Annotated in this window: 18 protein-coding genes and 3 pseudogenes; 11 read left to right on the forward strand and 10 right to left on the reverse strand. The window is 67.5% G+C overall.

All coding sequences use genetic code 11. From position 1 onward, the window contains the following. Positions 1 to 18 precede the first annotated feature (18 nt). The 3 genes from ACIP79_RS03260 to ACIP79_RS03270 all read left to right on the forward strand — a co-directional run bounded on the left by ACIP79_RS03260 (position 19) and on the right by ACIP79_RS03270 (position 3,071). Complete coding sequence (locus ACIP79_RS03260) at positions 19 to 888, forward strand: VOC family protein (RefSeq protein ID WP_401218580.1); 870 nt, start codon at positions 19 to 21, stop codon at positions 886 to 888. Between the two features lie 212 nt (positions 889 to 1,100). Next, complete coding sequence (locus ACIP79_RS03265) at positions 1,101 to 1,568, forward strand: flavin reductase family protein (RefSeq protein WP_401218583.1); 468 nt, start codon at positions 1,101 to 1,103, stop codon at positions 1,566 to 1,568. Positions 1,569 to 1,595: 27 nt separating this feature from the next. Continuing rightward, positions 1,596 to 3,071, forward strand: a complete 1,476-nt coding sequence (locus ACIP79_RS03270; RefSeq protein ID WP_401218586.1) for a DHA2 family efflux MFS transporter permease subunit — start codon at positions 1,596 to 1,598, stop codon at positions 3,069 to 3,071. A 71-nt stretch (positions 3,072 to 3,142) separates the two neighbouring features. Here the strand turns inward: ACIP79_RS03270 and ACIP79_RS03275 are convergent, their stop codons facing one another. Further along, positions 3,143 to 4,405, reverse strand: coding sequence for a condensation domain-containing protein (locus ACIP79_RS03275; RefSeq protein WP_401218588.1), 1,263 nt, complete (start codon positions 4,403 to 4,405; stop codon positions 3,143 to 3,145). 606 nt (positions 4,406 to 5,011) lie between these two features. On the opposite strand from ACIP79_RS03275, the gene ACIP79_RS03280 reads away from it, so the two are divergent. After that, positions 5,012 to 5,212: a hypothetical protein gene (locus tag ACIP79_RS03280; protein WP_401218590.1), complete on the forward strand. Its 201-nt coding sequence runs from the start codon at positions 5,012 to 5,014 to the stop codon at positions 5,210 to 5,212. Positions 5,213 to 5,525: 313 nt separating this feature from the next. Here ACIP79_RS03280 and ACIP79_RS03285 read toward each other — a convergent pair whose 3' ends face one another. The 5 genes and pseudogenes from ACIP79_RS03285 to ACIP79_RS03305 all read right to left on the reverse strand — a co-directional run. Then, entirely contained in the window at positions 5,526 to 7,385 is a 1,860-nt protein-coding gene (locus ACIP79_RS03285) for a UvrD-helicase domain-containing protein (protein ID WP_401218593.1), read from the reverse strand. Next, on the reverse strand, positions 7,337 to 9,499 hold the full coding sequence (locus ACIP79_RS03290; protein WP_401218596.1) for an ATP-dependent nuclease: 2,163 nt from the start codon (positions 9,497 to 9,499) through the stop codon (positions 7,337 to 7,339). Before ACIP79_RS03290 ends, ACIP79_RS03285 begins: the two co-directional genes overlap by 49 nt. Positions 9,500 to 9,830: 331 nt before the next feature. After that, entirely contained in the window at positions 9,831 to 11,177 is a 1,347-nt protein-coding gene (locus ACIP79_RS03295) for a hypothetical protein (protein ID WP_401218598.1), read from the reverse strand. Positions 11,178 to 11,278: 101 nt separating this feature from the next. After that, on the reverse strand, positions 11,279 to 11,596 hold the full coding sequence (locus ACIP79_RS03300; protein ID WP_401218601.1) for a hypothetical protein: 318 nt from the start codon (positions 11,594 to 11,596) through the stop codon (positions 11,279 to 11,281). 87 nt (positions 11,597 to 11,683) lie between these two features. Then, a pseudogene (locus tag ACIP79_RS03305) lies at positions 11,684 to 11,804 on the reverse strand (IS5/IS1182 family transposase); the annotation flags it as partial. A gap of 467 nt (positions 11,805 to 12,271) precedes the next feature. Between ACIP79_RS03305 and ACIP79_RS03310 the strand changes: the two are divergent. Beyond that, a complete protein-coding gene (locus ACIP79_RS03310) occupies positions 12,272 to 13,234 on the forward strand; it encodes a hypothetical protein (RefSeq protein WP_401218604.1) in 963 nt (320 codons plus the stop codon). Between the two features lie 290 nt (positions 13,235 to 13,524). Here the strand turns inward: ACIP79_RS03310 and ACIP79_RS03315 are convergent. Together ACIP79_RS03315 and ACIP79_RS03320 are read right to left on the reverse strand one after the other, a co-directional pair. Next, positions 13,525 to 13,749, reverse strand: a pseudogene (locus ACIP79_RS03315) (MBL fold metallo-hydrolase); the annotation flags it as partial. A 784-nt stretch (positions 13,750 to 14,533) separates the two neighbouring features. Further along, positions 14,534 to 15,388, reverse strand: a complete 855-nt coding sequence (locus ACIP79_RS03320; protein WP_401218607.1) for a sigma-70 family RNA polymerase sigma factor — start codon at positions 15,386 to 15,388, stop codon at positions 14,534 to 14,536. 289 nt (positions 15,389 to 15,677) lie between these two features. Between ACIP79_RS03320 and ACIP79_RS03325 the strand changes: the two genes are divergently transcribed. From ACIP79_RS03325 to ACIP79_RS03340, 4 genes and pseudogenes are all read left to right on the forward strand, one after another. Continuing rightward, complete coding sequence (locus ACIP79_RS03325; protein WP_401218610.1) at positions 15,678 to 16,031, forward strand: DoxX family protein; 354 nt, start codon at positions 15,678 to 15,680, stop codon at positions 16,029 to 16,031. Then, positions 16,028 to 16,669 carry a hypothetical protein gene (locus ACIP79_RS03330; protein ID WP_401218617.1) on the forward strand — a complete coding sequence of 214 codons (642 nt, stop codon included), beginning with the start codon at positions 16,028 to 16,030 and terminating at the stop codon, positions 16,667 to 16,669. Before ACIP79_RS03325 ends, ACIP79_RS03330 begins: the two co-directional genes overlap by 4 nt. 203 nt (positions 16,670 to 16,872) lie before the next feature. After that, on the forward strand, positions 16,873 to 19,362 hold the full coding sequence (locus tag ACIP79_RS03335) for an MGH1-like glycoside hydrolase domain-containing protein (RefSeq protein WP_401218620.1): 2,490 nt from the start codon (positions 16,873 to 16,875) through the stop codon (positions 19,360 to 19,362). Positions 19,363 to 19,559: 197 nt separating this feature from the next. Then, positions 19,560 to 19,767: pseudogene (locus ACIP79_RS03340) on the forward strand (DNA-directed RNA polymerase subunit alpha C-terminal domain-containing protein); the annotation flags it as partial. Positions 19,768 to 19,783: 16 nt separating this feature from the next. Here the strand turns inward: ACIP79_RS03340 and ACIP79_RS03345 are convergent. Then, a complete protein-coding gene (locus ACIP79_RS03345; RefSeq protein ID WP_401218623.1) occupies positions 19,784 to 21,799 on the reverse strand; it encodes a pentapeptide repeat-containing protein in 2,016 nt (671 codons plus the stop codon). A gap of 282 nt (positions 21,800 to 22,081) precedes the next feature. After that, positions 22,082 to 22,702, reverse strand: a complete 621-nt coding sequence (locus ACIP79_RS03350; RefSeq protein ID WP_401218626.1) for a TetR/AcrR family transcriptional regulator — start codon at positions 22,700 to 22,702, stop codon at positions 22,082 to 22,084. A gap of 111 nt (positions 22,703 to 22,813) precedes the next feature. Between ACIP79_RS03350 and ACIP79_RS03355 the strand changes: the two genes are divergently transcribed. Next, complete coding sequence (locus ACIP79_RS03355; protein ID WP_401218628.1) at positions 22,814 to 23,614, forward strand: siderophore-interacting protein; 801 nt, start codon at positions 22,814 to 22,816, stop codon at positions 23,612 to 23,614. A gap of 29 nt (positions 23,615 to 23,643) precedes the next feature. After that, positions 23,644 to 25,851: a 2Fe-2S iron-sulfur cluster-binding protein gene (locus ACIP79_RS03360; protein WP_401218631.1), complete on the forward strand. Its 2,208-nt coding sequence runs from the start codon at positions 23,644 to 23,646 to the stop codon at positions 25,849 to 25,851. Positions 25,852 to 25,996: the final 145 nt, after the last annotated feature.

Here is a 25,996-nt window from a genome sequence, read left to right on the forward strand (position 1 = left end):
CCTGATTCTGGAGGCAACATGTCGTCCGTCATCGGCCTCGGCTACATCTCCGCGGAGGCCACCGATCTGGAGCAGTGGCCCGCCTTCGCGGAGAACATCCTCGGCGCGCAGGTAGTCGAGCGGACCCCGGAGCGCCTGCGGCTGCGGCTCGACGAGCGCGCCTGGCGGATAGAGGTCCGCAAGGGGACCCGCGACCGCATCGACACCATCGGCTGGGAAGCCGCCGGCCACGCAGACCTCGACGTCATCGCCCAGCGGCTGGCCGACGACGGCCGCACCGTCCACCGCGCCGACGACAAGGAGACCAGAGACCGCCAGGTCTCCGGGCTGATCAGTTTCACCGACAGCGCGGGCATGACCGTCGAGATCTTCTACGGCCAGACCCGCCAGGACCGGCCCTTCCGCTCGCACCTCGGGCACACCTACGTCACCGGCACGCTCGGCCTCGGCCACGTGGCCGAATGGGTGCCGGACCGGGAGGAGCACCAGCGCCTCTACACCGACGTCCTCGGCTTCAAGCTCAGCGACTACGTCGAGGAGAACGGCTCGACCGCGGCCTTCCTGCACTGCAACCGCCGCCACCACTCGATGGCGGTCATCCCTCAGCCGGGCGAGCTGTCGAAGATCTCCCACCTGATGCTCCAGGTCGACAGCATCGACGCGGTGGGGCACACCCTCGACGCGTGTCTGAAAGGCGAGGCCGAACTCTTCGCCCACCTGGGCAAGCACACCAACGACCAGATGGTCTCGTTCTATGTCACCACACCGTCCGGCTGGATGATCGAGTACGGCCACGGGGGTGTCGAGATCGACGACACCACCTGGTCACCGGTCCGCTGGAACGAGTCCCACCTATGGGGCGGACGCCTGGCCGCCGCCCGGCGCTGACCGCTCCCTCATACCTAGCAGCTCCGCGTCCGTCGGCAAACCGCTCCATGGACAGGCGGCACGCCTTCGTGCCGCCGCCACGGAGGCGTAAGCACCGCACAGCCCTCGTGTCACTCCGTCCGTCTCGTCCGAAAGGGACCACCATGCCCACTGGTGCCTTCCCCCCTCAGCAGGAACACCTCGCTCCACCGCCCCCACCTGATGACATCGCCATGCGCCGAGTCCTGGGACAGTTCGGGACCGGAATCGTCATCGTGACCGCCACGACCGACGGCGGGCCCGTGGGGATGACCTGCCAGTCCTTCGCGTCGCTGTCCCTCGATCCGCCACTGATCAGCCTCAGCCCCGGGCGCTCCTCGACCACGTGGCCGCGGATCCGTGAGTCCGGCCACTTCTGCATCAACGTCCTCGCTCACGACCAGCAGGAACTCAGCAACGCCTTCGCGCGGTCGGGCGGTGACAAGTTCGCCGGCGTGAGCTGGCAGGCCGGACAGCACGGGGCGCCCGCACTGGACGGTGCACTCGCCTGGATCCACTGCCGGCTGTGGCGCGAGTACGACGGCGGTGACCACACCATCGTCGTCGGCGAGGTCCTCGAACTGGCCGACGGCAGCAGCAAACCACCCCTCCTCTACCACGGCGGACGCTACCTCGCCGCCACCCACAACACCGGTCACTGAACCGCCCTCGGGACACTCTGGAGCACCATGCACCCCACCCGCCGCCCGGACCCGCCGCCCGAGAACGAGCCGCTCCCGGGCGGCCGGGCGGCCGCCCGCCGGGCCACGACGCAGCGGACAGTCGTGACCGCCGTGTTCGTCTCCGCGACGTTCCTCAGCGTCATGGACGGCTCGATAGTCAACGTCGCCCTGCCTTCCATCGCCCGCGACCTCGACGTGGCACCCACCGCCGTCAGCGCCACCACCACCGTCTACCTGGTCACCCTCGCCGTCATCATCCCCACCGCGGGCTGGGTCGGCGACCGCTTCGGCCAGCGGCGCGTCATGCTGCTCGCCATCGCCACGTTCGGGCTCGGCTCACTGTTGTGTGCCGTCGCCCAGGACTTCCCCCAACTGGCCCTCGCCCGGGTCCTGCAGGGGATCGGCGGCGGCATGATGATGCCCACCGGTACCACTCTGCTCTACCGCACCTTCCCGCCTGACCAACGCGCCCGCCTGGCACGGATCCTGCTCCTACCACCGTCCGTGGCCGCCGCGGTCGGCCCCCTTTTCGGCGGCGCACTCGTGACCCATGTCTCCTGGCGGTGGATCTTTCTCATCAACGTGCCGGTATGCGCGGCTGTGGTGCTCTACGGCGGACTCTTCCTGCGGGGCCCCGCCACGAAGGAAGAAGCCGGCTCATTCGACGCGGTCGGCCTGTTGCTCGCCGCCACGGGCTTCGCCGCCCTCGTCCACGGCGTCGGCCGCGGACCCCAGCAGGGCTGGACAGATCCCATGACCCTCGCCACCCTGGTGTCCGGCGTGGTGCTGGTCGGCATCCTGATCGTGCATCAGCTGCACCGGCGCGAGCCGGCACTGCGCCTCACCCTCTACCGCAACTCCCTCTTCCGGCTCGGCAGTTCACTGGTCTTTCTGTACACCGCGGTCCTCCAGGGTGTCCTGCTCACGATCGCGCTCCTCGTCCAGGAGGGCCTCGGCGGCTCTGCCTGGACCAGCGGCCTGGCCACGCTTCCGCAGGCAGTGGGCGTGGTCGTCGGGGCACAGGTGGCCAGCCGATGGCTCTACCAGCGTCTCGGCCCCGGCCCGCTGGCTGCGATCGGCCTGTCCGGGGTAGCCGCGTCCTGCGTCGCGGCCGCTTTCGTCCGTACGCCGGGACAGTTGTGGCTGCTGCAAGGGGCGATGTTCGCCACTGGCTACTTCGTGGCGCATGTCATGGTCGCCACCCAGGCCGCCACCGTCGCGCAGATCGAGCACGCCGACCTCAGTCGCGCGTCGGCGCTGTTCATCTCCTCCCGCCAGCTGGGGGGCGCTGCCGGCATCGCTTTCGCCTCCACGCTGATCGCCACCGCAACCCCCTCCCACGACGGCCTCCGCCCCGCCCTCGGCGGCTATCACACCGCCTTCCTGGGAGCGGCGGCCCTTGCCCTCCTCGGCACAGCACTGGCCCTGCGTATCAACAACCGGGACGCGGCGGCGACCTTCGAGCCGGGCACGGCACCATAGCCTTCTGCCCGGGAGGAATCTCGACGAAGCACCCTGCTTCTCTCGGCCGTCGGCGTCTCACGGCCAGCAGGTCATCGGGCGATGGCCTCCAGCAGCCGGTCGCGGACCGCGTCGGCGAGAGCGGGCCCAGGCGACCAACTGGTGTGCAGCAGACGCAGTACGCCGTCCAGGGTGTTCACGCCGACAGTGTGTTCGCCCTCGAAGCCGAAGAACACCGACGGCCCCCACAGTGCGTCGAGCGTCAACTCGCCGTAGCGGACCGGGAGGTCGAGGGCACCCAGGTTGGTCAGGAGTACGTCGTGCGGCGCGACGGCCGCGAGCATGTCGCACATCTGCGCGGGACCGATGCCCTGCCCCAGGACGGTCCCCCACAGCGCGAACGAGCCCATCACCGCGGCCGTCTCCCGGAACGGGGCCAGACCGTCGGTGAAGGAGCGGGCCGCCGTCCCCAGGTCCCGCTCCGTGCCCGGCTGCCCTGTGGTGGCCGGGGCGAGTATGTTGCCGACCCCCTCGGCTCCCTCGGCCCGCGACGGCAAGAACTGCCGGAGCTGGATCGGGGTGTGCACACGGAGTGTCCTGGTCTCCCAACCCGGTACGAGCGCAGCACCACTGGCCAGTACCGCGGCGGCGACCGCTCCGTTGACCGTCGTCTTTTCCTCGCGTGCCCATCGGCGCAGCGCAGCGGTCTCCCCGGCGGTCAGCTCGGCGGCGGACACCAGGAGCTGCTTCCCGGGTCCGTCGCGGAACGTGCCGGGCAGATCACTCGGGACGATGTCCGGCTCCGGGGGCAGGAGTGCCGCGGCCGCCATGACACCCTCCTGTATGAACGGGTCGACCGGGTCGGACGCCGGTGTGCCGGACGGGGTGCCCCCGGAGACCAGGGTCAGCAGGTCACGTGTCAGGTGGACGAACGAGAGCCCGTCGACCACAGCGTGGTGGCCGGCGAGGATGACGACGCAGCTGTCCGGACCGTGCAGCAGCGTCACCCGGAGCAACGGGCCTTCAGCGCCGTCAAGGGGCGTATGCATCTCGACGGAGAGCTGGTCCTGCCAGCTGCTCTGCGACAACTCCCGGACCCGCAGTGGTACGGCGCGATGCGCGCCGAAGCGGATGTGAGGCCCGGTACGGGTATCCTCGACACGGGCGGTGAGCAGCGGATGCCTGCGCACCAGGGCGTCCAGGGCAGATCGCCACCGGTCCACCTCCGTCGTACCCAGAACCCTGGCTGTCAGCGTCGCGTGATTATCGAACCGGCGGCTCATCAGCCACATGAAGCGCTCTGCCACGCCCAACGGGCGGTCGGCGGGCAAAGAAGAGGTGTTCGGGGTGCGCATGCGGATTCCTTGTACGAAGCCGGAGGTCGGCCTCTGAGCGGCCGACCGTGTCAACAGTCGCTATCGACACCAGTCTTCGTAAGGAGCGCTGGCAGGACCAGATCATTCAATGGTCACTTCCTGCTCACCTGCGCCTGTCGGGCCGTGCTACCGCACCCAGGGCCGGTTTCCCCTGTTCTCTCGCAGAAGCCCGGGGAAGCACCCAGTTCGAGTCGCCACAGGTGCTCGACGATGCGAGTCACGCCGCGTGACAGCGTCGCCGGCGGACGGTCAGTGACATCGGGAAGTCTCAGACTTTGGCGAGTTGAGCGAGGGTGGCGCGGACACCGGTGAGCTGGGCGACTGCGACCTGGGCCCATTCGTCGCCCGGGTCGCGGGCCAGGTGCGGGTCGAGCGCCCCCGTGATCAACCGGGTGAGCCGGCCCAGGGCGAGCTTGAACTGCTTCTTCTCGTACCAGCATCGCCGCGCACGATCCGCATACCGCGTCCGAACTCGCCGAGGCCAATCGCCCCGGCTTCATCGCCGGGCTCTCCTCGAAGTCCACGGATCCGTTCGGAAGCCTCTCGGCGTGGATCCGCGCCAGCGACAAGCACGCTCCCGGTCTCGTGGACGAAGTGCTGCGCCAGCTGCCCGCGGACGCTGTCACGGCCTGGGCATCCGAGCTCAGAAAGAAGGACCGCAAACGCGAGATCGCCCCCCTCGTGCATCGTGCTGCGGCGTCTGACGGACCGGCCGCAGCCGAAGCGCAAGAACTCATCCGGCGTTTCCCCAGCCTGCAACGCCAGAGGAAGGAGCCCTCACCCTGACGGTACGCCGGTGGCGTCCCTTGAAGGACACCGTTGGCGAATTCGGTGCTAGTCGGGTCAGATGCGGGTGAAGCGTGAGGTCCTGGTGGGGGCGAGCGGTGTTTCGGTGAGCCGTGCGTCGGTGCGGATGACCACGGCCTGCGAGGCGATCCGGTGATTGACCGGCGCTCCGACCTTCGCCCATCTCCTCCGTGGTCTTGGGCGGCCGGGAGCTGCCCGAGGTCGTCATGAGGCGATCGCATCCGGGCGACCAGCAACCCAGGGCATCCCTTGTCGGGGTTGGCCCGGGGATCCGTCCGGCCTGCCTCGTCCCTCATTCGCCACCCACCACCGTATCCCCGTCGAACCGCAGCGACGTGATTCGCGACTCGCCGACCCACTCCCGAAGGGTGTCCAGTGCAGCGGGCTCAAGTTTCGTGGTGAAGAGGATGGCCAGATGCTCTCTGGCCCGTGAGCATGCCACGTAGAACAGGTTGCGCGCCCTGATAAACGCCTCCAGTTCCTTGTCCATCAGTTCGTCACGCCGGGAGAAGTTAGCCAGCATCTCGGGGATCTGGAATCGGGAGTGTCCCTTGCTGACCACGGCGAGGACCCGGTTGAACTCCAGTCCCTTGACTCCGTGTTGTGTGGCGAAGGGCGTGCCGCCGCCGAGGTGCTCGTTCAACGCCAGCAACTCCGCGTACGGCACCTGGCGCAGTTGTTGGTACTCCTTCGACCGCGCCACCGCCCGGGCTTCGGCCTTGTCGTCACTCACAGCCTGCGGGTCGGCGCCGGATGGTGACACGGCCTTCCGGTGACGCTCGCGCACCTTCCCCAGGCCGTCGAAGAGCTGCTGCTCAAGACAGAGGTCGAGGACGTCGCCGACCGTGCCCGTCTTGCGGGCCTCCCCCAGTTTCGTCAGGAACGCCATCCATTCCTGCTTGTCGGCCGACGAGTTGATGGGTGGGCGGCCACGGGGGTCGAGTGCGTCGAACATCGCGCCGTAGCGCTTGTTCCGGTAGTGGAGCAGGGCCGGTTCCAGCGTGTCCATGAAGAAGGCCATGGCGTGGTCCTCCTTCCTCACGTAGGAATCGTTGCGCCGAAAGGCCCCGTGGAGCTTCTGATATCCCAGTTCGCCGGCGATCGTCTCGTGCGTGAGCATGAGGATCTTCGTGCTGGGCTCCTCCGCCCGCGCCTGGGCATCGTGACCGGATGCCCCGGTGCTCCAAAACCGGTCGCGGACGTCGTCCAGTACCCATTTCCGGGCCGCGTGGGCCGCGTCCCAGCCGAGCTGACCCTTCCGGTGGTGGGTGAGCCTCGTCCCGGCCCATTCGTTGGTGTGATAGACGGCGACGGTGCCCTCGCCAACTCCTGACGCCGTGGTCTGCGTCAGTTCGGGACGCATCGTGTTCAGGAGGTTCACGACGGCGCGCTGCGAGCGCCGATTGCGCCGTCTGAAGACCGGTGTCGGGCGGGCGTCCTCGAGTGCCCCGCACGCGTTGTCGTAGATCTGCTGCCAATGGTCCCCGAAGAAGCCGCAGAGGGGGCCGCGCGCGGCGGCCTCATCGCCCGGCGTACCCAGCATGGCCTCCGCCAGACCGGCGGGGGTGTCCTGGTACTCGTCCACGAAGACGATCGGGAACCGGTCGGCGGCGAGGGCCCGGAACTTGGGAAGGGCGAAAAACGCCCTCGCGAGGATGGGCAGATCGTTGTGACCCAGCTGCACGCGACGGCTGTCGTGGTCCACTTTCTGGAAGCCGGCGCTGTACTCGACGGTGTAGCCGTCCAGTGAGGTGTGGCCCTCCATCTTCGACAGCATGAGGTCCAGCTCGACGATCTGGCGCAACAGGTGCTTGCGGAAAGGGAAGAGTAGCTGCCAAAGGAAACCATGGATAGTTTCGGCGAACACGTACGGGCTGCGGTCGGTACGGCTGATGATCTCGTCTCGGGCAACATTGGTGTAGGTGACGCAGGCGATGCGCTGGTGGGGCCGCGGGAGGTAGCGGGGGCGGTCAGCCAGGATGCTCTGGAGCGCCTCGATCAGTGAGCTGGTCTTGCCCGCACCGGCACCGGCCTCCACCTTGAAGTGACGGCCCGTCTGGAGAGCCGTCAGAATCGTGTGCGTGACGTCTTCCGCCTCGGTCGTCACTGGACGTCCGCCTTCGTCGCCGTCCCGTCCTGTGCCATGAGCCACTCGAGGCCGCGCCTGATGTACTTCGGGACCTGCCAGTCGTGGTCTCCGAGGACGTGGTCGAGGGCGAAGTCGACCTTGCTGCGCCTGGTCTCCACGCTGCTACGGGCCTGTTGCTCCAGTTCCTCGGCGGGAGCGGCACCCGTGGGGATACCGAACAGGGCCCGGTTGGCCAACGCGAAGGCGTCCTCGAAAGTGCGGCCGCACGGACCGCCGGGCTCCTCCGGCACCTGATAGGCGAGGCACATGCTGCCGCCGACGATCGGCGGGTCCATCTCGGCCCGCTGCAGCAGCTCGGCCACCGTGATGTCGGCCATCTCGGGGGACCACGCCCTGATGGACTGGTTGGACGTGCGTCCGGATTCGGACACCAGGCATTTGCGGATCTTGGGCTCCCTGTCGTCGACGGGATCAAGATCCGTGATGATCAGGGCGGGGATCCCGAGGACCTTCAGCAGCGGATAGAACCTGTGAGCATGCGCCCCGCCGACCTCCATCAAGGTCACGTACTGGTGCTGGGGCGTCTCTCCGGGCCTCCTCGCCGCCAGCTTCTCCTCCGCAGCCGGGACGAAGATACGCTCGCTGGCGCCTTCGACGAGGATGGCCTTGTCCGCGAAGTAGAGGTCAGCCCGGGTGAGGGTCAGGTACTTGCGGAGGAACCTCTCGTCGCCGGTCACCTGGGACAGGTCCTTGATGACGGTGCGGGCCGGCCCCGGCTCGCTTCCGCTCTCCACGGTGTCCTCCTCCTTCCGGAAGTACCGGATGTCGGAGAAGTGTCCCCGGTTGGCCACGTGTGCGGAGTGGGTGGTCACCACGAACTGAGCGTTCCACCGGGGGCTACTGTCGATTGCGGTGCTGCTCTCCTCGACCGCTCCCTTTTGCCCGGGCATCGTCGCTCTCATCTGCGCGTCGATCCGGGGGAACAGATTGACGGAGTACGTGAGTCGCTGGATGAACGCCTCCTGCATCTGCGGATGCAGATGGGCCTCCGGTTCCTCCAGGAAGACGAGATGGATCCCCGACTCCGGGGACGTCGCCGTGTGGTCGCGGTAGCAGGTGAAGAGCCTGAGCAGGATCATCACCAGGTTCCGCGTACCGAGGCCGTTGTACGACTCCGGGAACCGCACGCCAGCCACTCCCGGATAGTGAATGCGCGCGAAGTTCCTGAGCAGCCTCTTGGAGTCCAGCCGGGCTGCCGTGACGAACTCCTGGTTACCCAGGCCCGGATAGCCGAAAGCCTTCAACGTCGGCGCCACCCGTTCGCGGACCTTCTGGAGGCTGCTGTCGAGACTGCCGGAGGTGTCCACGAGCGTCGTGTCGATGCTCGCGGCGAGCTCCTCCAGCCACGTCGCGTTCTGGCTCTTCTCCGCCGCGGTCAGCAGTTGCTCGAAGACCGCTCCGATTGGTGCGGCATGCCCGTCGCTCTCGTCGTCCAGCCCTCGCTGCGCTTCTACGAAGTCCACCCTCACCAGGGTGCGCACGTCCGCGAGGTCGACCGGTCGGACGTTCGCCTCATCGGTCGGGTCGACCGCCATCACCGACATCTCGAAGTGCTTCGGGATGCCTCTGCCCAGCTGCTCAAGCGTAGCCGAGGCATCCGGCCCCACCGGCACGCCGCCGAAGAACTCCTTCAGGGCACCGTCCCCCAACGCGAAGGCGAACCTGATCACCACCTCGGAGCAGTCGGGGTCGAGGTCCACCACGAAGGGGGCCAAGGGTCCGTACTGACCGCAGTCCTTGTCGTAGGAGATGTGGAGGGTGAGGGTGACTGCCGGAACGGTGTCGCGCGCCTGCTCCGCCTCGCCCGAGGCGAAGAGGCGATGGGCGGCGAGGAACTCCTCGTAGCAGTCGGCGGAGAAGTCCTCGATGCGCAGCGCGGCCTTCTTCCTCGCCACGAAGAATTCGAAGAGCTTCGCCAGCGAGGTCTTTCCCGTGTTGTTGCGGCCGACGCACAGCGTCACCTTGTCGGTGAAGGAGAGCTCGGTTCTGCGGAGCAGCCGGAAGTTGCGGATGACCGCCTTGGTGAGCCGGGGCGGCACCGGAACTACGGTCCCGCGTAGTTCGGCGGAGCCGTCTCGCGGGCTCGGGATGGCACGCGGCTCACTGGGCTGGGTCATCGCGGCTCCTTGCTGCGCTCGTACACACCCTGGGACGTCTTGGAGGGGGAGCACAGCAAAAGGAGCCACAAGCCCCATGAGATGCCGTCACCCCCTCAGGATCTGGGGCCGCATCTTGTCACCATAATTCTCTAAATGCACAACGGTCGCATTTGATTCAGTTTCGGTCACCTATCGATCTGAATTCACTCCCGAATGTTTGAGATACGGCACCCATACGGCAACCACCTCACAGACCGACGGACCGGGTGAGGGATGGCCATGTAGGAGGCGTACAGCGTGACTGGTGTCAGGGCAGGCGTTCCGCTAGGAGCGGCGAAGGGGCCCGGCGTCAGGGCCGATGCCAGCCCATGTCCAGTCCCGTCGAGTCCTTGAGGACCTGGTTCAGCGCTTCGACCTCTCCGGCGTCGTCGAAGAGGCTGCGGGGAAGGTGGTCGTGAGCGAGAGGGCCGACGCCGTGCAGGACGTCGTCGTACGCCGACGCCACGGCGGCACCTATCAGTAGGTCCGTCGCCTCATCGAGGCCCACGTGCTCCGCCGGCCACCGGTACTCACCCTGACTCACCTGGAACACCGGGAACAGCCACTGCATATCCCGGTCGGGCTTGATGAACCTGGTCGCTCTCTCGCCCAGGAAATTGACGCCATAGTGCGAGATCGAACAGACGTCTCTTTCCCGCAGGGCGAACAGGCGTGAAGCGCACATGAGGGACACGGCAGGCGTCCGCGCGGACAGGTGCATGGGGGTCGTCGCGGCTTCTCGGAGGGTCGAGAGGTCGGACAGACGGGAAGCCACGCTTCCCATCCGGAGCCCACTGCGCTTGGCCAGCATGTGCTGGAAGTGGACCGCCGCCTCGTGGCTCGGATACTGGAACTCCAGGCCCGTCTCCCAGCCCGTCATCGCCCTGGCCGCCGTCACGAAGCGGTAGGGAGGGTAGAGCTCTTTCCAGTCGACGGACGGGTCGTCGGAGTTCAAGCCCGGGACCACAGGGTTCAGTGCGAAGTCGATGAGAGCCAGGACGGCACTTCCGCCGAGGATGCGCCCCGAGAGAGCACGTGCCAGGCGACACGGGATCCCGTATTCGCCGTTCAGCACCTCGAGAAGGAACTCACGCAGCGCCGGGTCGGTCTTCCGCATGAAGGCGCCCTCGAACTGGAAGAGTTCGTCGAGCACCGCCGCGCACTCGAATAGGACGCGAGTGGTGAGCGGGCCCTCGGAGGTGTGCACGAGCTTCAGGGGCCCGTCGATGCCGACGCGTACGTCATCGGGACACTCGACCATCTCGGCGCCCGCACTCTGGCGCCACATGTCTTCGAAGGAGTGCTCCATTGCCGCCCGCATGTCCCAGGTGACGGTGTCAAACTCCGTCAGTCCCTCCGGGTCCAAGAGGAGGTAGTAAGCGAAGTAGAGGTTGAGCCAATCCAGTTCGCTGTACTTCAGTTCTCCTTGGGCGTGCTTGGGGTAGCGCTCGAAGGAGAAAAAGGGGAGCCCGCTGCTCCGGTCCTCGCGAAGGCGCTCCACGTCTTGCCGGGGCAGGTGAGAGATCGTGTACGCGGCCAACTGGTCCCTCGTGCGCCGCAGCAGGCTCAGAAGAATGCCGACAGTGGATCCGTGATATCGGGCCCAGTGGCTGCTCTCGTGGACGTAGGTCTTATGCCAGGAGCCGACCGCCGTCACAAGATCGCTGGTGCGCGTGCGGGTCTGATCCTGGAAGAGGATCTGGCTGCGCAGATTCAACTCGGCGCCGCTCGAGTTCCGCAGACGTGGAGAGTGGACGGTCACCGGTTCACCCCTTCCGAGCCGTCCGCACCCTGGTCGTCGTCTTCCGATCGAGGAGGCGCCTCCTCGACGGGCCCCCGGTCACGCGCCCGCTCGACCAATGCCTTCAAGGCGTCATACAGGGTGTTCGTGGCCAGTCCGGCGGCGACGGAGATGGAGATCTCCGCCCAGTGGGCGTGGCGTAGGGAGTCGCGCCTGTTCTGCTGCAGGGGTGTGAGGGCGAGGGAGCACTTTCCGGCGAGGTGCTGATCCGCTTCTATTTCCCGTGCTAGCACCTTCAAGTTCGCGGCTTCGCCCCGGTATTCAAAGATCGGCATGGCGGGAGCCTACAACTGGCCTCCGGTTCGCGGATCGGGACTCGGACACCGCCGTCTTCGCTGGAGGACCGCGGTAGCGCAAGGTCGGGTGAGTTCACCCCCGGGTGGTCGTTTGAGGCCGGCGGCGACGTGGGGGGCCGGCGCCGGTATAGGCGCGGTCGTCGAGGACAGGGACGCCTTGTCGCTCACAGATCCGGATGATGTGGTGGCCCACACCGACGCTCACTTTCCAGCAACATCCGGCTGTCGTGGGGCCCTTCGGTGACTGACGGACGGCGCGGTCCGACGCGCCCGTCGCCATCAGGACGGCACGCGGACACAGGCGCCTTGCGTGGCCGGAGCCATGCGGCGAGCCAGGGTTCCCGGGCATTCGCTTCCGTCTCCGCTGATCCCGGGGCGGACTGCGGACCGGGGTGATAGAGAGATGCCGGTACGACGATCCTCACGGTCTGTGTATGACGGCCCTGAACCCGGAAAGCGGCGACGATGTTCTTCAATGGCCCCGCCCACGTGCGCACCGATGCCACGCTCTTCCCGGCCAGTACCGGAGTCCCCGTCGAGCAGGATCTGCCAGTCCTGCCGCAAGACTTGGCGCGCGCGTTGTTCATCACGGGCAGGGCCCCGTACGACCAAACCAAGCACGGGAGGTCATCGGCGTACGAGTGGTGCCACAGGGTGGCGGTACTGCCCGCCTATCTCAGCTGGAGCGATGATCCGGTCCGCCGCATCACACGTACCGACCTCGCCCGCGAACTCGACCCCTCCGAGAAGGGCATGCTGTCCTACACCCTGGGGCAGGCCATGTGCCAGATCTTCGCCGAGAGGCAGCTATTCGTCCGGTTCTTCATGCACGTCGCCCGCTACGCCTCCGCCTACAACCTCACCTTCGCCCCCGGCCAGAGCCGGGCGGACTTCTTCGGAGAGCGGACCGTCGGCGGTTATGTCGTCGCGGAAGCCAAGGGCCGCTCAGGCCCGCTGACGAAGAAGCTGCGCGAAGCCATGGAGGAACAGAAGAGGACAGTCAAGACCATCAAGGGCGTAGTGCCGAAGATCGCATACGCGAGCGCGGTGCACTTCTCCTCCCCTCTTAGCCCCATGCGTCTGACGGCGATCGACCCGGACACAGCCGACCCTCGCGCCGTAGACCTTCCCGTCGACCCGGACCTACATGTGCTGGCCTACTACACGCCGTTCCTGGACGCCTTCGCCCATCAGGAACCACTCATTCTGGGCGACTACGTTGTGGCTGGCTTCGCGGCGCTCGGCGTGACGCTCGGGGTCTTGGTTCCGGTGCTGCAGCGTGTGGAACGGGCGGCTCGACGCAACGAAATCGCGGGTCTTCGCGACGACATCCTGGGCCTGCTCGCCCGCCACCGGCCTCGCCAGGAGCGCACGCTCTACATCGACGGCACTCTTTTCGCGGCAGACTGGACGGTTCCTGAGGACCGGCGCCGCCCGGGCCGTCGGGACAGCGAGGTGCTCCCCGACTTCCTGCACGAGGCGTTCCGCAGCATGAACGAGGAGGACGACTGGCGAGTGGTGTCCGTGGAGGAGGGGGACCTCGACTGGCGGGATCTGTCCCCTGCCAGAGGCTACATGCCGGGAATCCTCTCCCAGGGTGATCTCCTCGAGGGCTGAGGCATGGACGGCCGCCGGGCACCCTACGGCCGCTGCACATTCACCGCCGCGGTGTGGACGCCGCCGAGGGCCTGGCGGGCGCTGTCCCGGTCCACGCGCTGTGTAGATCGGCTTGTCCCCGTCGGTCCGGCGACACGAGTTTCGCCGGGCAGCCCAACGTGGCAACTGCACCAGGTCGATGCGAATGTCGACGTTGGTGGTATGGCCTTTCCGGGGCGACGATAGAGCCTCTCCGGTTGCACCGAGGGCGCCGAGAGTGGTGCCGATTTCCCAGAGATCCCCGCCCGACGTCACCGCTCACCAGCGAGGCCGAGATCCCCCTTGCTCGTCTCGGCCGCACCCTCAGTACTCCGGTCACGCCGCCAGGGGTGCGCAATCGGCTGCGACACCGCCCGCCACCACGCTTCCACCGACAGCTTCCCCACTGGCTCGAACGGTTCACCCGGCCACGGGCACGCCACGGCCTGGCTGGCCTCCTCGGCTGCATCCTGCATCCACTCCCCCGGCTCCGAGGATGTCGATGGCACTATCGACTTCATCGTCACCGTGGCTCCGCCATGACCTGCAGACGCAAAGCGGACCGCGTCGGAGGCGACCGCGGGCTGCTACACGAGATGCGCGACGAGACCGGCACGGGAGATGACACCGGAGTCCGTACGGCCGGTAGCGGTGTCGCCGATGAGGACCAGCACGAGAGCACAGACCACGGCTCAGCGCAGAGATTCCGTCAGGGTGGTTCCTGGCGGGGCTTCGCCTTATCACCCGCTATCACTCAGGTATCACGAACTAGGCGGACCCTACCGGACCAGGAGGCCCTGACCTGTGGTTTCGTGCCCGCGCTGGAGTGGCTGGACGCCCGTGGACGGTCTATACAACCTGCGCCAGGTGGGACCGTCAACGCGGGGCAGGCGGATGCGGCCACTCCAACAGACCTGCCGCCCCAAGATCGGCATCAGTCAAGATCCGGACCATACGCGGGCCAACTCCCCACATTGAACCCGTCGGACCGACATCCTCGCTGCTCAGAAGGCTGTACCGCCTGTACCACCAGCAGACGAAGAACCTCCTGGTGTCGTATTCGCCGAAGAAGCTCGGCTTCTTCTAGACGTCTAGGAAGGGCGCCTGAGAAGGTATTTCACCCGTCAGGCGCCCTTCCCGGCGGTATCGTCGAGGACCACCACTCCAGGCTCAGGCAGTCCCTTGCCAAGGTGCTCGACCGCGGGGTCGGCTGTGACCATCAGTTCTTGGCGGTTGAGTTCGCCGTATACCGGAAGCGCCAGTTGTCGCGGGTCAGGATCTTTACGGTAGGGCGGCCGCGAAATGGTCGTCGGCTTGGGCCAATCGCAGCGTGATTCTCGTGACCTTCTGGTTGGCCGTGCTGATCTCGATCGTGGCGAGGGGATGTCCTCCTGGGGCGATGAGGTACACCGGTTTGTTGTTGACGATGAGTCTGCAAGCCGCCTGGATGCGATGACGGAAGTGCACGGTCTCGGAGGCGATGTCGACGGCACCCGTGACGGCGGTGCGGGCTCCGCCAGGCAGGAGTGCCGCGTCTGCGTCGCGGACGCAGTCGGGCGCGAGCAGCTGGATCATCGTGCGCGTATCCCCGGTTCGGGCTGCTGCCAGGAAGGCTTCGACGATCTGCTCGTGCGGTCGGCTGTTCTGTTCCGAGGTGCGCTGAGCGCTGTCGAGGCGTTGTCGGGCCCTGCTGGCGTGCTTCTTGGCACTCGATACTGTCCCGCCAAGCACGTGCGCAATTTGGTCGAACGGCACAGAGAACAGGTCATGCAGGACGTATGCGACCCGTTGAGGCGGGGTCAACTGGTTCAACAAAACGATGACCGCCCGGGAAACGTCCTCTGTGCGGAGGATTGCTTCGTCCGCGGCCAGTTCCGCGGCCGGGATGGCGTCCGCGAGCAGCGGCGCTTCGTTGCGGCGGCGTCGGGCACGCAACTCGTCCAGGCAGACCCTGGCGGTGACAGTCGTGAGCCAGGCTGACGGGTCGTCAATCGATGGTGAGGGTGGGGCGGTCATGGCCCGCAACCATGCCGTTTGGACGGCATCTTGGGCGTCATGAGCTGAGCCGAGCATGCGGTGGGCAGCCGACAGCAGATGCGGTCGTGCGGTCTCGAATTCTTCGACCGTGATCGGCATGGGTGTCACCTTTTCGGGCCGGCGAACGTCAGGACGGTCGGTTGAACCCATTCCTGTTCGCATCCCGAGGAGATGACAACGCCATGAGCCTACAGATGGTGCGGTTCCGCACCGACAGCGGCACGGCTGCCGAGGTCCGGTTGCAACTCAAGGCAGCAGAGAATCCGTTGGCGGGACTGCCGCAAGCCGCTCAGCGGCGAGACCCGATCAGCCGAGCAGTGGGAGCGCCGGTTCCACCAGAACCGTTCACCGTCGCCGTCGCCGTCACCGTCGCGGGGTCGTACCACTCATGAACTCCGTACTGGTCATCGCCACTGTTGGGTGCGTCGTCGCGAACGCGTTCATTGCGATCGCGGACTACGCGCGGGTACCTTTCGTGCTGGCGAACTCCGCGGAAGTTCGACTCCCACCAGCTGCGGTGCCGTACCTGGCGACCCTCAAACTCGCGGGCGCTGTCGGCCTTCTCGTGGGACTTCTCGGGGTCCACTGGCTGGGCCTGGCGGCAGGAATCGGCTTGACCGCGTTCTTCATCGGCGCGGTCCTGGCTCACGTCCACGCACGTGTCTTCCACAACATCGCCTTCCCGGGCGGCTACCTGCTACTCGCAGTCGCCAGCACCAGCTTCTTCGTGGGCAAGCTATGACCCACGCCGACGCGCCTCTCCCCGCGGAAGGCCGCCGCCGGTTGATCGAACGCGGTAAGACGCGTCCGACTGCGCACGTCGTCGAGGAGATGGGCATCTCCCGCGCATGCGCGCCCAACTGGGTGAACCGCTGCCGTGAGCACGGCGACATCGGGCCGCTCGACCGGTCCTCGACGCCGCACCATCAGTCCAGCGCGACCAGCGCCGACATCGTGCAGCGAATCGAGGCGATGCGACGGGAGTACAAGTGGCCGGCGCCAGGGATCGCATTCGAACCCAACGACAGCGGCGTGATGGTCAGTTGCCGCACCGTCACCGGGTTGCTCGCACACCTCGGCCTGATCCGGCGCAGGTTCATCGACCCCGACGGCGATACGAACCACAAGCCGAGAACGGTCGTGGCGAATCGTCCCGGCCACATGGTCCACGTCGATGTGAAGAAGGCCGGGCGCATCCCGGACGCGGCGGCCGGCGCGCCCACGGCCGTGACTCCGGCAAAGCCCGAGCAACGGCCAGGTCGAACGTGCACGACAACCACCACCGGCCCCACGGCGCTGCGGGCGGCAAGCCGCCCGCAGCCGCGGTCGACCGGCGCACCACCAACGTCATGGCCTCATACAACTAGATACTTGCAGTAACTGGACCTCCCCGCCTGGCGACCAGAGCGGACCGCCACCGACAACCGGATTCGGGACATCTTTCCAACGTTGCACAGACCCTTCAACTGCGGGTCGGCCCATGGCAGTCTGAGCACGAGCCTCCGTCAGACAGAGCTGTCCGGCACGGTCCGTCAGGCGCCCGGACGACTCTGTCCACTCGTTCTCGCAGAAGGAGTACGCGCATGGATCTCGATCGTCGGCGACTTCTCCACAGCGGCGCCGCGGCCCTCGGCGCGGTGGTCCTGAGCGGGGCGGTGCCGCCCCGGGCGGGGGCGGCGAGCAGCCGTTCGGAAATGACGCACGCGGTCGGCAGGCGGTCGTTCACTCCTGCGGTATATCCGGAGGTGGGTCCGGGAACGGCCTTCCTCGACCACAGGGCGCTGCTCGGGGACCTGCCGGAGGCAGAGTGGTACGAGGCGAACATCCCCTTCGTCGACCTGCCTGACGCCGCTGTACGGGACACCTACTACTACCGCTGGCGCGTGACCAAGCACGCACTGAAGTACACCGGACCTCAGGAGGGGTGGATCCTCTCGGAGTTCCTGGGTCCGGTCGGCTACTCCGCGCCGCACGGGGGGATCGTCGCCGCTGCCGCCCATCACATCCGCGAGGCACGCTGGCTGCGCGACTATCGCTACCTCGACGACTACATCGGCTACTGGCTGCGTGGCAGTGGCTCAGGCCCCAAACCGGCTGTGGACTTCCTCAACAAAAACACCACCGACTGGGCGCACCAGTACTCCTTCTGGATCGCGGACGCCGTCGTAGCCCGGGCGTCGACGGACGGGCGATGGGATCACGCCCTGGGCCTGCTGGACGTACTGGAACGTCAATGGGAGAGATGGGCGCCGCAGTTCGACGACGCCGTCGGTCTCTACTGGCAGACACCGGTGTGGGACGCGATGGAGTACACCGCGAGCTCTCACCAGAGCGACGACCCTTACCACGGAGGGGACGGGTTTCGACCCACTCTCAATGCCTACCAGTACGGCGATGCCAGGGCGATTGCCGCGCTCCTGCGGCGTCGCGGCCAACGAGGTGATGCCGTGAAGGCAGACCGCTACGACGACCGCGCCCGTGCCCTCCAGGCAAATCAGGAGCGCTGGTTGTGGGACGCGGGGGATCAGTTCTACAAGCACGTCATGCGGGACAACAATCCCCAACGGCAGAAAATCGCCGACCGCGAGCAAATCGGCTTCCTGCCCTGGTACTTCCACATGGCGCCGCAGGAGAACTCGGCAGCATGGGGACAACTCCTTGATCCTGGCGGGTTTATGGCGCCTTTCGGCCCCACCACGGTCGAACGGCGCAGCAAGTGGTTCATGTACCAGGCCCTGGAAGGCTGCTGCCGCTGGAACGGCCCGAGTTGGCCGTACGCCACCAGCCAGACCCTCACCGCCCTGGCCAACCTTCTCATCGACTACCCCGTTCAGTCCCACGTCGACCGCGCCGGCTACTACGCCGTGCTCCGCGCCTATGCCCTGTCCCACCGTAAAGACGGCAAGCCCTACGTCGCCGAGGCGCACCATCCTGACGAGGACCGCTGGATCTACGACAGCCGTGGGCACAGTGAGGACTACAACCACTCCACCTTCAACGATCTGGTCCTCTCCGGGCTGCTCGGCGTCCGTTCCCAGCCCGACGCCACCGTCACCATCGCGCCGCTGGTACCGCGGGAATGGGACCACTTCGCCGTGGAGAACCTTCCCTACCACGGGCACAACCTCAGCGTGCTCTTCGACAGCAGCGGCCACTACTACGGACACGGGAGCGGTCTGTCCGTATGGCTCGACGGCCGGCAGATACACCGTCAGGGAGGCCTGGAGCCGGTTACGCTCAGCATCGGCGAGACCGTGCCGCACACCCTTGCCCATGAGGTCGACGACCTGGCGAACGTCGAGCAGACGGGCTACCCCCTCGCACGCGCCTCCTACACCTTCCCCCTCGACAGCCCGGCCAAGGCCATCGACGGACAAGACCTTCACATCGACACTCCGTCTTCGCGGTGGACCAACTACGGCAGTCCCAACGCCGGCGACTGGCTGGCTGTGGACTTCGGTGTCCCCACGCCTGTGTCCGACCTGCGGATCGCCTTCTACGACGACGGCGGTGGTGTCCGCACGCCTGACACCTTCGAACTCGAGTACCTCGATGAGCTCGGCGGATGGCACTTCCTACCCGGGCAGGAACGCACCCCACAGACTCCGGGCAAGGGAACCCTCAACCGGATTCTGCTGCGGTCGGCCGTCACGACCAGCGCGCTCAGGCTGACCGCCACCCGCACTTCGGGCGGTGCCGTGGGAGTTACCGCTTGGCAGTCATGGCGGATGCAGGACCCCCGGCTCACCCTCTCCATCGGAACACCATCGGATGGTCCCGTCCTCATAGAACCGGGCACGCCCACACGTCTCACCACCACTGTCACGGCGCGGGCCACCGCGGTCGTCACTCCGGAACTACTCGTCCCCGACGGCTGGAAAGCCGTACCCACGCGGAAAACCCGGCCCTCTGCCCTCGCGGCAGGCAGGACAATGCGCACACACTGGCTGGTCACCGCGCCCGCCGACCTCCCCCGGGATCAGCCGCGGCCCCTGCGCCTGCTCGTCCACTCACAGGGCAGCAGAAACCAGCAGTTCACCAGCACCAGCGTCGTTCAGGCACAGGCCGGCTGACGTACCGGCAAGGCTGTGGACGTCTGGCTGATCGGCAGCGCCAACAGACCGATGGCCATTGCGGCGCAGGTCCAGGATCCAGTTCGTACGGTCGGCGCCACACACACTTCCTGATCTGGCTCAGCTTGTTCTTCAACCTCGGGACCTTCTTGCCAGGGTCTGGTTCTATCCTCCGCTGTTGCGGGCCACCGCGATGAGGAGTCGCGCGTGAGCTGAACATCGACGCCGAGGGCATCGGCATGGGCCCGTCCCGGATGGACGCCGACCGTCCTCGCCGCCGACCTGGTGATGCCTATCGAGGAGCTGGAACCCACCGTCCGCTCCTACAACTGCCTCTGGCGTGAGGGCGTCCACTCCGGGGGCGAGCTCGTCGCCCGTTCCGAAGCCGACCTCCTCGAGGGCCGTCTTGGCTTGTCGGTTCCTATCGCTTGATGCGTCCGCGGATGGCCAGGGCAGCGAGGCCGAGCAGGACGGGTTCGGTCAGGCGGGAGGCCATTTCGGTGTAGGTGCCGGCAGTGGTGAGGTCCTGGTCGGAAGACCGGAAGATCACCGAGTTGACCACCACTCGCAGACTTTTCTCGAAACGCTTGGTGGAGAGGCGCTCGTGGAGGGCGTTGGTGGGGTTGGCCGGGTCGGGCTTCTGGGTGGGCAGCCGTACCTGCAGGCCGGTCACGCTGCCGACGGTCTCCGGCCTCCAGTTGTCGGCGGGCAGACCCCAGAGCATCATCGCAAGCAGTGTGCCGGTCATCGCGAGCAGCAGCCACACCGCGGCGCGGGTGGCGCGCAGTCCGTATCCCGAGAGCGCCCAGTACGCGACCAGGAGAGCCCGTTCGGCGCGCGGCCGGTCGCGATCGTGGCGGCGCATCTCCATCTCGCCGTAGTAGAAGTCTGCCGCGTCCGGCTCGTTCTTGCTGTCCTCGAATGCCTTGCGTAGCGCCCGGTAGACCGGGGCGAGCTGCGCGGGCCCCACGTGTTCTGTATGCCCGGTGTCGGGGCTGGCCTGCTGCCAGCCTGGAACGGCGGTGGGTTGGCGGGAGCGCCAGTGGTGTTCCTCGGCGAGGGTTCGGCGCTGGGTGAACCGCCGAGGGAGGAGCCGACGCCATTGCGTGCGGGCCGGGACGCCGGCGAAGGTGCAGTTGCCTTCCAGGCGGATCTGGTCGAGGTGGACGGTCCTGGTGAACAGGCAACGCGTCAGGTCGATGTCGGCGAGCACCAAGTGGGCGGCGTCCACCCCGCGCAGGGAGGTGATCCGCACCCCGGAGCCGGCTGTGTCGGTGAAGCGATCCTCCGGGATGACGGCACCGCGAGTTCCGCGGGAGTTGGGAAAAGGGGCTTGCTCGGCGGCGATGCTCAGCGGGTATTCGAAGTCGGCGTGCGCGAAGTCGACGTCGGTATGGCGCAGTCGCAGCGTGGCGGTTGATGCCCAGCGCGTCCGGTGACACTCCAGGCCCCGGGCCGCGATCGACAGCGTCACCGGCCCGCTGAACCTCGCCTCCGACAGGAACACTCTCTTCCCGCAGACCAGCGGTCCCAGCTCCCCCGCTCGCTCGAACACCGCCGCACCGAAGTCGACGTCTTCGGTGAAGCCGGCCGCCTGGAAATCGGCGATGCCGTTGAAGCCGGCAGACCTGAAGTCGGCAATGGCGTTGAAGGCGGCCGACTCGAAGCCGGCAGCGCCTGCGAAGGTCGCCGAGCGGAACCGGGCGTCGCCGGTGAAGGTCGCCGACCCGAAACTGGCGTCGCCGGTGAAGGTGGCCGACCGGAACTGGGCGGTGCCGGTGAACGTGGCCGCCGCAAACCGGGCGTCGCCGGTGAAGGCGGTCTGGTGGAACCAGGCGTCGCCGGTGAACGCGGCCGCCCGGAACATGGCGTCGGTGAAGGTCGCCGATTCGAACCCGGCAGTGCCGGTGAAGGCGGCGAAGAGGAACCAGGCTTCGCCGGTGAAGGTCGCCGAGTGGAATCGGGCGGTGCCGGTGAAGGTGGCCGATTCGAACCCTGCGGTGCCGGTGAAGGTGACCGACTCGAACTGGGCTTCGCGGTCGAAGTTGGCCGACTCGAACCAGGCGTGGCCGACGAAGGTGGCCTTGTGGAACCGGGCGTCGCCGGTGAAGGTGGTCGACTCGAAATTGGCGTTGTCGGTGAAGGTGGCGGACTCGAAGAGGGCGTCGCCGAGACGTGGGTGGTCTGTGGTCGGATCGTTGAGGGCGTTGAGCAGTTGTTCAAGCAGTTGGCCGGTGAAGCTGGTGCCCCGGTGGTCGATGTCGTCGCCGGCGTTCAGGCTCGCGAGATGGGTGTCGCGGTCGACGCTGGAGAGGTGTGCCAGGCAGGACGGGTGCGGGTCGACAGAGCGTCCGGTGCAGCCGGCACGGTCCCCGCCGGTGACGCCGTCACCACAGAACGGCCAGTCCGGAACGACAAGGGCTGGGATAGATGCCATACGGGTGAGTACACCGCCTGCCTACCGACAGGTGCCAGGCGGCCCCCGTAAAAACGCCCGCGCCCCGACTCGCCCCCTGGACCGGCCTCCGCCCGCCAGGGAATCCGTCCGCCGAGGCCGACCCCCTTCGGCCCGCCGCTTCAGGCAAGCCGCCGGACACACGGCCCGCAGGCACAGGCCTGAGATCACCCGCGTCGCGCTGAGGATGCTCATCCAAGAGCGCGAGGTCCCGACGACATCTGCTTGTTGCCGGGACCGCCCTGGCTCTCCCCTAGACCTCGTCTACTGATCGCCGCGCAGATAGCGAGTGACCATGGCCACCAGTTCGTTCTCGAACGTCTCGACCGGGGTGGTCCTCGGGTAGGCCATGAGCTTGTGCGTGTTCGTCTCCACGGTGAACACGATCAACTCAGCTGCGACGTCGGGGTCTTGTACGTGGACGTCGGGGTGGCGGGTGAGGAGGTCGCGCACCTGGTCGACACGCTTCCTTTCATGCCGGGTGATCGTGTCGAGCAGTTCCTTCGAGACCGGCGCCTCCTCGAACATGATCCGCAGCAGCTGCGGATCATCTCGATGGTTGTCGATCGCATCGCGGACCAGCGCTCGAACCGTCGCCTCCAAACCCCCGGCGGACAGATCGAGTTGGTCGGCCTGCGTCCACCTGCCGCGGTCGATGTGCCGCACCAGCAGCTCGGCGAGGATGGCGTCCTTGTTCGGGAAGTACTGATACAGCGAGCCGATGGAGATTCGGGCGCGCTCGGCGATGCGGTTGGTGGTGCCCGCGGCGTAGCCGTACTCGGCGAAAACGTGAGCAGCCGCGGTGAGGACGCGGTCGCGAGTGAGTTCCGCCCGCACCTGGCGGGGCTTGCGACGTGGCTGGAGACGGCGGTCGGCTGACGGCATCCGGGGGCCTCCTCAAGGCGCGAAAAGCGAGTAGCCAAAGAGCTGAGCTATTACTCACAATAGTGCCATGAGCTGCGAAAACAAGGTCATGCCCGGTGTGAGGGGCAGGCCGTGATCCCCAAGGTGTACCTGCCCGAGTCACGCACGATGATCACGCTGGAGGTGCGTCGCCGTGAGTTCCTCACGCCCGGCTTCGCGAGCGTCACCCTGGGCGGCCCGGCCGTACGGGATCTGGTCGTCGCCGGCAACGACCAGGCGGTCCGCCTGTTCTTCCCTCGTGAGGGACAGACCGCGCTGCGGATGCCGACCCTCTCGAACGAGGCGTGGATCGCCCAGCTGATGCTGCTGCCGAAATCGGTACGGCCGTTGGTGCGCAACCTGACGATCCGGCGCGCGCGGCCCGCGGACGACGAGATCGACATCGAGTTCGCCGTGCACGGTGACTCGCCCATGTCGTCCTGGGTGCGCCGGGCCGAGCCGGGCGCCCCGGCGGGGATCTTCGACATCGGCACCATGTACCGGCTGCCGGAGTACGCGGAGGGGCAACTGCTGGTCGGCGACGAGACCGCGCTGCCCGCCATCCTGTCGATCCTCGACGGAACACCGCCCTCGTTGACCACGGAGGTCTACCTGGAAGTGGCGGCCGCGGCCGACATCCGGTCCGTCGAGGCACCCGCCGGCGTCCGCATCCACTGGTTCAGCCGCGACGACGAAGACCTGCGGCCCGGCACCTGCGCCCTGGACGCGGTGCGCCGCGCGCCACTGCCGTCCGGCCGCTTCTACACATGGGTCGCGGGCGAGTCCCGGCTGGCCACGACAGTGCGACGGCACCTGGTCAACGACCGTGGCGTGCCCAAGCAAGACATCTCGTTCGTCGGCTACTGGCGCCTGGGCCGGTCCACCCCCGGCTGAGAGGAATCCTTGTGCAGCAGGAAAACCGGTTGAGCACCCTGGGTCGGCTGACGACGGTGGACGAGGTCGAGGCCACTGTCGGCCGCCCGGCGTCGGCGGTCATGCTCAAGCAGATCGGTGCCCTCGACGAGGGCTGCCGGACCGTCCTCTCCCTGTGCCCGATCGCGGCCCTCGGCTACCGGGACGCGGACGGCACCAGCAGAACGACCTTCATCGGCGGCAGACCGGGGTTCGCACACGTCCACTCCCCCACACGGATCTCGTTCTCCCTGGCCGAGGCCGGCGACCCGCACGGTCCGGTCTCGTTCTTCTTCCTCCTGCCGGGCATCGGGGAGATCCTGCGCGTCAACGGTTCGGTGGCCGCACGGAAGGGCGCGGAGACGACCGTCGACATCGAGGCGGCGTACGTCCACTGCGCCCAGGCCGTCCTCCGGTCCCGCCTGTGGCAGCCGCCCGCCCCGGCCGAGCCGGCCACCGAGATCGCGGGGGACGGCCCCCTGTGCCAACCCGGCGTTGTCGAGTTCCTGGCCGCGGCACCGTTCTTCGCGTTGTCCACGTGGGACTCGTCCGGTGGGAGCGACACGAGTCCCCGCGGGGACCGGCGGACGGCGGCACGGATCCTGGACAACCGCACGCTCGTCATCCCGGACCGGAAGGGCAACAGACGCGCCGACACGCTCCACAACCTGCTGCAGGACGACAGGCTCTCGTTCGCCGCGCTCGTACCGGGCCGCAGTGGTGTGCTGCATGTCCGTGGTCGCGGCGCGATCACCGACGATCCCGCGCTGTTGGAGACGATGGCGCTGCGCGGGATGCCCCCGCACCTGGCGCTGCTCATCGATGTCGAGCACGCCGAGGTGACCGGTAACGACGCCGTGGCCCGCTCACGGCTGTGGACGCCCGGCGCGCAGCTCGACCGGAGCACGGCGCCGGATTTGCTTGCGCTCGCGGGAGAACACCTCGCCGTCGGTGCGGCCAACGCCGAGGGCGGTCCACCTGCCTTCCTGCTGAAGCTCGTCGGGGCGATCCCGGGAATGACCCGGCTGCTACGGCTGGCGACGAACCGTCTTTACCGCTCCGGGCTGCGGAAGGAGGGCTACGAGGAGGACGGGCACACCGTCGGCACGGTGGTCGTCGAGCCCGGCAGGGAAATACGGCGCCGTGGCTTCCCGCGCCGACGTCCTGACGACGACGGCAGGACGAAGGACGCGGGGACGGAGAACCCGCTGCGGGAGGTGCGCGTCACCGAGGTGCGCGGAGAGACCCCGACATCGGTCACCCTCGTGCTTGAGGACGCCGGCCGGAACCCGGGGTCGTTCGACTTCCGGCCCGGCCAGTTCTTCACCCTTGTCGCCGACATCGACGGACGCCCGGTGCGACGGGCCTATTCGGCCTCGTCGGCACCCGGGGCGTCCCGGCTGGAGGTCACCGTCAAGCACGTCGACGGAGGCCGGTTCTCCACCCACGTGCACCGGAGCCTCCGGGCCGGGGACCGCGTCGCGGTGCGCGGCCCGTCGGGGTCCTTCCACGCCGAGCCACAGCCTCCGAACGAGATCGTGCTCGTCGCGGCGGGCAGTGGCGTGACACCGATGATGAGCATGATCCGCACCCGGCTCGCCGACCGAGCGGGCCGCGACCGGATCGCCCTGCTCTACAGCAGCCGCAGCACGGACGAGATCATCTTCGCCGACGAGCTGACCCGGCTGGCGAAGGACCATCCCGACCGCCTCTCGGTCACGCACGTCCTGACCCGCCGCGACGGACGGCTCGACGCGGACGGCATACGCCGCTGGATCACCGGCCTGGTCCCGGCCAAGGACGCTCACTACTACACCTGCGGTCCCGAACCGCTGATGGACGCCGTCCAGGACGTCGTGACCGGGCTGGGAGTCCCGGTCGAGCTCGTTCACCAGGAGCGCTTCGCCAGTGGAACGGACACCGGGACCGCGGTGACGGTGCCGCGGGAGATGACCGTCGAGGAGGACGGGCACACCGTCGGCACGGTGGTCGTCGAGCCCGGCCAGACACTGCTTGACGCGGGACTCGCCGCGGGGCTGCCGATGCCGTACTCCTGCACCGTCGGGAACTGCGGCGACTGCACGGTGCGACTCCGCAGCGGAGAAGTCACGCAGAACGAGCCGAACTGCCTCACGCCACAGCAGCAAGCCGACGGCTATGTCCTTACGTGCGTGAGCTGCCCCCTGTCGAAGGTCACCCTCGACATCGCGGACCAGTGAGCGCCGGCTGGTCACCCCGCCGCGGCCACCGAACCCGGGCTCGCATGCGCTGACGCTGACGGAGCGGGAAGGCCGATTCGTCATGGACGGCTACGTCGCCCTACCTGACCGTCAACCGGTCGCTGTGCAACGTGCACCACGACCT

Origin of the sequence: Streptomyces sp. NPDC088747, from assembly GCF_044751025.1 — a bacterium.
GTDB lineage: Bacteria > Actinomycetota > Actinomycetes > Streptomycetales > Streptomycetaceae > Streptomyces.